Raw genomic sequence first — 5,920 nt, 5'->3', positions numbered from 1 at the left:
GGTGTCCAGGGCGCTCCAGTCCGCGGCGGGGCGCACGGTGATGCCGACGCGGCGGCGCTGCTCGAGCATGCCCATGGCTTCCAGCACGCGCACGGCCTCGCGGACGACGGTGCGCGACACGGCGTACTCGGCCTCGAGGTCGGCGATCGTCAGGACGCGGCCCGCGGCGAGGTCGCCGTCGACGATGCGCATGCCGACGGCATCCAGCAACGAGCCGTGCGAAGCGCGGGCCATGACCCCTCCTTAGGCCGTTTGGTACGACCTTATCTTGTCAAAAATATGATCATTGTGTGAGGATGCCGTGACCGCCCCGGCGGGCGCACGGCGTTCACAGCATGCCCCACCCCGCGCCCGACCGGCTGAATCAACGGAGATCTCTTGGACGACTGGACCCAGACACTCGGCACGGCGCCTCTGCTCGCCATCGCCGCGGGCGCGATCGCGCTCATCCTCGTGCTCATCATCTGGCTGAAGGTGCATGCCTTCCTCGCGCTCATCATCGTCTCGCTGGTGACGGCCTTCGTCGCCGGCATCCCGGTGTCGGCCATCGTGACGACCCTGACCGGGGGGTTCGGCAGCACCCTGGGCACGGTCGCCCTGCTCGTCGCACTCGGCGCGATGCTCGGCAGGCTGATCGAGCACTCCGGCGGAGCGCAGGCGCTCGCCGAGACCTTCGTGCGCGTGTTCGGCGAGAAGCGCGCCCCCTTCGCGCTGGGCATCGTGTCGCTGATCCTCGGCTTCCCGATGTTCTTCGACGCCGGCCTGGTGATGATGCTCCCGATCATCTTCGCCATCGCCCGTCGCGTGTCGGGCAACAACGTGCTGCTGTTCGGACTGCCGGCCGCCGCCGCGTTCTCGGTCATGCACGTCTTCCTGCCGCCGCACCCCGGTCCGGTCACGGCGAGCGGGCTGTACGGCGCCAACCTCGGCCTGGTGCTCATCGTCGGCCTCGTCATCGCGTTCCCGATCTGGTACCTCTCGGGTTACCTCTGGGGCAAGTTCGTCGCGAAGCGCATCGTGCTGCCCGTCCCGGCGCTGTTCGGCGACGTCGACGCCGACCAGCCGAGCAACCCGCCCAAGCCCGCGACCGTGATCGCCGTGCTGCTGCTGCCGATGCTGCTCATCTTCCTGAACACCGGCCTCACCACCCTCGGCGCCGCCGGGGTCGTGGATCCCGCCAACATCGTCGTGCAGGTGCTGGTGCTGCTCGGCAACTCGCCCGTCGCCCTGCTCATCACCGTGCTGGTCGCGACCGTGGTGTTCGGCTTCCGCCGCGGCGAGAACGGCACCGCGCTCGAGAAGGTCGTCGACTCGGCGCTCGGCCCGGTGTGCTCCGTCATCCTGATCACCGGCGCGGGCGGCATGTTCGGAGCGGTCCTGCGCGCCTCGGGCATCGGTGACGCGCTCTCCGACAGCCTCAGCGACCTCGGCCTGCCCGTGATCGTCGCCGCGTACGTCATCGCCGTCATCCTGCGTCTCGCGCAGGGCTCGGCCACGGTCGCGCTCGTCACCGCCGCGGGCCTTGCGGCCCCGGCCGTCATGGCCGGCGGCTTCTCGCCGCTCCAGGTCGTCGCGATCACGCTCGCCACCGCGGCCGGATCGGTCTTCGCCGGGCACGTCAACGACTCCGGCTTCTGGCTGGTCGGGCGCCTGATGGGCATGGACGTCAAGACCACCCTCAAGACGTGGACCGTGCAGCAGGCCATCGAGTCCGTCCTCGGCTTCGCCGCCGCGCTGCTGGTGTTCGGGATCGGGGCCCTTCTGTGACCGGCTCGAACGCCGAGCTGTTCGACGTCTCGGACCGTCTCGCCCTCGTCACGGGCTCGTCGCGGGGCCTGGGCCGCGCGCTGGCGCTGACGCTGGCGCGCGGCGGGGCCCGGGTCGTCGTCCACGGTCGCGACGCGGCCGCGGTCGAGCGGACCCGCGCCGAGGCCGAGGAGCTGTCCGGGCGCCCCGCGCACGCGGTCGTCTTCGACGTGACGGATGCCGCGGCGGTCGAAGCCGTGGTGGGGGAGCTGCTCGCCGAGGTCGGGGTGCCCGACATCCTCGTCAACAACGCCGGCGTGCAGCGACGGGCGCCGATCCACGAGTTCCCCGTCGGTGACTGGGACGACATCGTCGCGGCCAACCTCTCCGGGGTGTTCTACGTCTCCCGCTTCGTCACGCCCGCGATGGTCGCGCGCGGCTCGGGCAAGATCGTCAACGTCGCCTCGGTGCAGTCGCGCCTGGCCCGGCAGACGATCGCGCCCTACTCGGCGACCAAGGGCGGTGTCGCCCAGCTGACCGCCGGCATGGCCGCCGACCTCGCGCGCTTCGGCATCCAGGTCAACGCCCTCAGTCCGGGGTACTTCGCGACCGACATGAACCGCGCCCTCGTGGACGACCCCGATTTCACGCGCTGGCTGACCCAGCGCACGCCCGCCGCCCGCTGGGGTGACGTCGACGAGCTGCGGGGGGCGCTGCTGTTCCTCGCCTCCGACGCGTCGAGCTTCGTCTCGGGGCAGAACATCTGCGTCGACGGTGGGATGACGGCGGTCGTCTGACCGCGGAGAGGAAGCGACCGATGAGGTCTCTGCTGATCGAGAAGGCGCGCACCGCCGAGGTGCACGACATGGCCGTGCCCGAGCCCGGCGAGGGGCAGGTGCGCCTGCGCGTGGAGTACGTCGGCATCTGCGGGTCCGACCTGCACTACTACTACGAGGGTGCCAACGGGGCCTTCGTCGTGCGCGAGCCCCTCGTCCCGGGTCACGAGCTCTCCGGTCGGGTCGATCTCGACCCCTCGGGTGCGCTGGAGCCGGGGACCCCCGTCACCGTGCATCCCGCGCGCTTCGGTACCTCGCGAGACGGTATCGAAGATGCCCCGCACCTCTGGCCGGGGGGCTCGTACCTCGGCAGCGCCTCGACGTGGCCGCACACGCAGGGCGCGGCATCCGAGTACCTGGTCGTCGAGGCCGACATGGTGCGGGTGCTGCCGGACGATCTGCCGGTGCGCCGCGCCGTGCTCGCCGAACCCCTCGCCGTCGCTCTGCACGCGCTCGGCAGAGCGGGAGACGTCGAGGGCCTGGAGGTCCTCGTCACCGGCTCGGGACCGATCGGTCTCATGGCCGTGGCCGCGGCCGTCGCCGCGGGCGCACGCGTCACCGCGACCGACGTGCTCTCCGGACCGCTCGAACGCGCGGGGGCCCTCGGCGCCGCCGAGACGGTCGACGTCTCGACCGAGACGCTCGAGCCGAACGCCTACGCCGTCGTCCTGGAGTGCTCGGGGGTTCCCGTGTCGATCTCGGCCGCGATCAAGGCCGTCCGCCCCGGCGGCACGGTCGTGCAGGTGGGGATGCTGCCCGACGATCCCCGTCCGATCAACCTCGCCCCCTTCATCTCGAAAGAGGTGCGCTACCTCGGCGCGTTCCGCTTCCTCGACGAGATCGACCGTGCGATCACGCTGTTGGCGGCGACGCCCGCGATCGAGAGCGCCCTCACGCACGAGTTCGCTCTCGCGGATGCCGACCAGGCCTTCGCCACGGCGCGCGACTCGCAGCGCTCGGGCAAGGTCGTCTTCGCGCTCTGACACGATCGACGCCCCGGTCGCCGTCCGAGAGGACGGGGCCGGGGCGTCAATGGATCCGGAGCGTCGGAACGACGCACCCGCGATGTCGTCAGTGCTTCTTGTACGAGGCGTTGCGCCCGAGCGAGAAGAGGGCGCCGATCGCGGCCACACCGCCGATCGCGGTGAGGGTGGCGATGACACCGAGCACGACGTGAGAGAAGAAGCCGCTGTCCATGATGATCCTCCGGGTCGGTGTGGCCCTTCGATCCTAACGGGCCGTCATCGGTCCGCCCGCCCGTTCCGCGACGGCCGGGTCGTGGCGTGGGCGCCGCGCTGGTAGACTTCCGGGGAACTTCGGCGAGGGACATCCCCGCGTGCGTGTCGCCACGCACGGATGTCCGTGATCGACGCGGTGATGCAGGCTCCCGGCTTTCCTCACGCGCTCGCGTTCGAGTCGAATCCAGACCACACAGGTGCGGACCCCGTCCGCTCACGATCTGCGGGACCCCGAGCCCGCGAGGAGAACATCATGTCGGAAGACAACAAGGTCGTCGCGGAGCTCCGCGAGAACTTCGGCAAGGGCTTCGCCCGCCGTCTGCGCGCCGAGGGCAAGATCCCCGCGGTCATCTACGGCCACGGCACCGACCCCCAGCACGTCGCGCTGCCCGGCCACCAGGTCGCGCTGCTCATCCGTCGCGCCAACGCGCTGCTCGACCTCGACATCGCCGGCAAGGGCCAGCTCGTCCTGGTGAAGGACGTCCAGAAGGACCCCGTGCGTCAGATCATCGAGCACATCGACCTGCTCGTGGTCAAGAAGGGCGAGAAGGTCAGCGTCGACGTGCCCGTCGTCCTCACCGGTGAGCCCTTCCCCGGCACGGTCGCCATGCTCGACACCGCGTCGGTGTCGCTCGAGGTCGAGGCCACCCACATCCCCCAGAACATCGAGGTCGACGTCGAGGGCGCCGAGGACGGCACGCAGATCACCGCGGCCGACCTGACCCTGCCCCGGGGTGCGACGCTGGTGACCGAGCCCGAGACCCTGATCGTGGGTGTCTCGGTCCCGCTCGACACGATCGCCGCCGACGAAGAGATCGCCGAGGCCGACGCCGAGGTCGCCGAGGAGCAGTCCGAAGAGGCCGAGACGGCCGAGGGCGCCGAGGGCGACGACAACTGATCGCGCGCGGGCCTCACGGTCCGCGGCAGGCGAGGGGGCGCGTTTCGCGCCCCCTCGTTTTTTCGATGCGGGGAAGATCGTCTTCCCCGCCCGGATGGCGAGGGTCCTCACCGGATCCGGAAGGATGGATGCCATGGCGGACACCTGGCTCATCGTGGGACTCGGAAACCCCGGACCGCGGTACGAGGCGACGCGGCACAACGTCGGACAGATGGTGCTGGACGAACTGGCCGCCCGCCGCCGCGAGTCCTTCAAGGCGCACAAGGCCAACGCGCGCGTGGTCGAGACGTGGCTGCGTCCCGGTGCCGCCAAGCTGGTGCTGGCCAAGCCGAACAGCTTCATGAATGTCTCGGGCGGTCCCGCGTCGCAGCTCGCGCGCTTCTACGGCACCGAGGCCGAGCGGGTCGTCGTCGTCCACGACGAGCTCGACATCCCCTTCGACACCATCAAGCTCAAGGTCGGCGGGGGACACGGGGGCCACAACGGCGTGCGCGACATCGCCAAGGCCCTCGGCACGGCCGACTTCCCGCGCGTGCGGGTCGGTATCGGCCGCCCGGCGGGGCGCCAGGATCCGGCCGACTGGGTACTCGATCCCTTCGGTGCGACGGAACGCACGACCCTGCCGATCCTGGTCTCGGATGCCGCTGACGCCGTCGAGATGCTGATCGACGAGGGGCTGGTCGCCGCGCAGCAGCGCTTCCACGCCCCCCGCGCCTGACCGTCCGGCATCCCGCTGCGCGCGAGCCGGGTACGCGAACGGCCCCGATCCGCGAGGACCGGGGCCGTTCCGGCGTTCAGAGAGTCGAGCCGATGCCGACCGACGCGCCGATGCCGAGCGCGCCGACGACCACGACGCCGCCGAGCACGGCGAGGACGATGGCGGCGATCCCCCAGCCGCGTCCCCGGTTCTTCACCGCGGCGACGATGCCCTGGATGAAGCCCCAGAGCCCGAACAGGCCGTAGATCACGAAGGCGGCGAGCGACAGCCCGGCGAATGCGGCGGCGGCCTCTTCGGCCGCGGGCGGGATGTTGTTGGGGTCGATCTGGCCGGTGCCGTCCGCGTACTGCGCCAGACCCGCGCTCTGCAGTCCCGCCACGTAGGCGAGGATCGCGCCCACGACGACGGCGATCAGCGACGCGACGAAGGCGATGATGCCGAGCTTCTTCGACACGACGGGACGGGATGCCGGGGAGTACTGCGG

At 70.9% G+C, this 5,920-nt stretch carries 8 protein-coding genes; 5 read left to right on the top strand and 3 right to left on the bottom strand.

Annotated elements, in window-relative coordinates:
* Positions 1-234, bottom strand: a 234-nt coding sequence (locus DBR36_RS18250; protein ID WP_258222604.1) for a FadR/GntR family transcriptional regulator, incomplete at its 3' end; no start/stop codon positions are given.
* A 144-nt stretch (positions 235-378) separates the two neighbouring features.
* Here DBR36_RS18250 and DBR36_RS06785 point away from each other — a divergent pair.
* Genes DBR36_RS06785 through DBR36_RS06775 form a run of 3 tightly spaced genes read left to right on the top strand, consistent with a single transcriptional unit; the run spans position 379 to position 3,565 of the window.
* Positions 379-1,767 (top strand): GntP family permease, encoded by a 1,389-nt coding sequence (locus tag DBR36_RS06785; protein WP_108318147.1) that lies wholly within the window; start codon positions 379-381, stop codon positions 1,765-1,767.
* Positions 1,764-2,543: an SDR family oxidoreductase gene (locus DBR36_RS06780; protein ID WP_108318146.1), complete on the top strand. Its 780-nt coding sequence runs from the start codon at positions 1,764-1,766 to the stop codon at positions 2,541-2,543. Before DBR36_RS06785 ends, DBR36_RS06780 begins: the two co-directional genes overlap by 4 nt.
* Positions 2,544-2,563: 20 nt before the next feature.
* Positions 2,564-3,565, top strand: a complete 1,002-nt coding sequence (locus DBR36_RS06775; protein WP_108318145.1) for a zinc-binding dehydrogenase — start codon at positions 2,564-2,566, stop codon at positions 3,563-3,565.
* 88 nt (positions 3,566-3,653) lie between these two features.
* Here DBR36_RS06775 and DBR36_RS18245 read toward each other — a convergent pair whose 3' ends face one another.
* A complete protein-coding gene (locus DBR36_RS18245; protein WP_258222603.1) occupies positions 3,654-3,779 on the bottom strand; it encodes a hypothetical protein in 126 nt (41 codons plus the stop codon).
* Between the two features lie 294 nt (positions 3,780-4,073).
* Between DBR36_RS18245 and DBR36_RS06770 the strand changes: the two genes are divergently transcribed.
* Both DBR36_RS06770 and pth read left to right on the top strand, forming a co-directional pair.
* Complete coding sequence (locus DBR36_RS06770) at positions 4,074-4,718, top strand: 50S ribosomal protein L25/general stress protein Ctc (RefSeq protein ID WP_108318144.1); 645 nt, start codon at positions 4,074-4,076, stop codon at positions 4,716-4,718.
* Between the two features lie 133 nt (positions 4,719-4,851).
* Positions 4,852-5,436 carry an aminoacyl-tRNA hydrolase gene (gene pth / locus DBR36_RS06765; protein ID WP_108318143.1) on the top strand — a complete coding sequence of 195 codons (585 nt, stop codon included), beginning with the start codon at positions 4,852-4,854 and terminating at the stop codon, positions 5,434-5,436.
* 76 nt (positions 5,437-5,512) lie between these two features.
* On the opposite strand, the gene DBR36_RS06760 is transcribed toward pth, so the two are convergent.
* Positions 5,513-5,920: DUF4064 domain-containing protein (locus DBR36_RS06760; RefSeq protein WP_146185262.1), on the bottom strand; the 408-nt coding region annotated here is incomplete at its 5' end.

Source organism: Microbacterium sp. HMWF026 (assembly GCF_003061325.1).
Classification (GTDB): domain Bacteria; phylum Actinomycetota; class Actinomycetes; order Actinomycetales; family Microbacteriaceae; genus Microbacterium; species Microbacterium testaceum_E.
Note: the sequence above shows the minus strand (reverse complement) of the source record. Positions and strands in the feature narration are given on the sequence as shown.

Coding starts and splice junctions, on each gene's coding strand:
- DBR36_RS06770 (WP_108318144.1), top strand. CDS start 4,074: ATGTCGGAAGACAACAAGGTCGTCGCGGAGCTCCGCGAGAACTTCGGC.
- pth (WP_108318143.1), top strand. CDS start 4,852: ATGGCGGACACCTGGCTCATCGTGGGACTCGGAAACCCCGGACCGCGG.
- DBR36_RS18245 (WP_258222603.1), bottom strand. CDS start 3,779: ATGGACAGCGGCTTCTTCTCTCACGTCGTGCTCGGTGTCATCGCCACC.
- DBR36_RS06775 (WP_108318145.1), top strand. CDS start 2,564: ATGAGGTCTCTGCTGATCGAGAAGGCGCGCACCGCCGAGGTGCACGAC.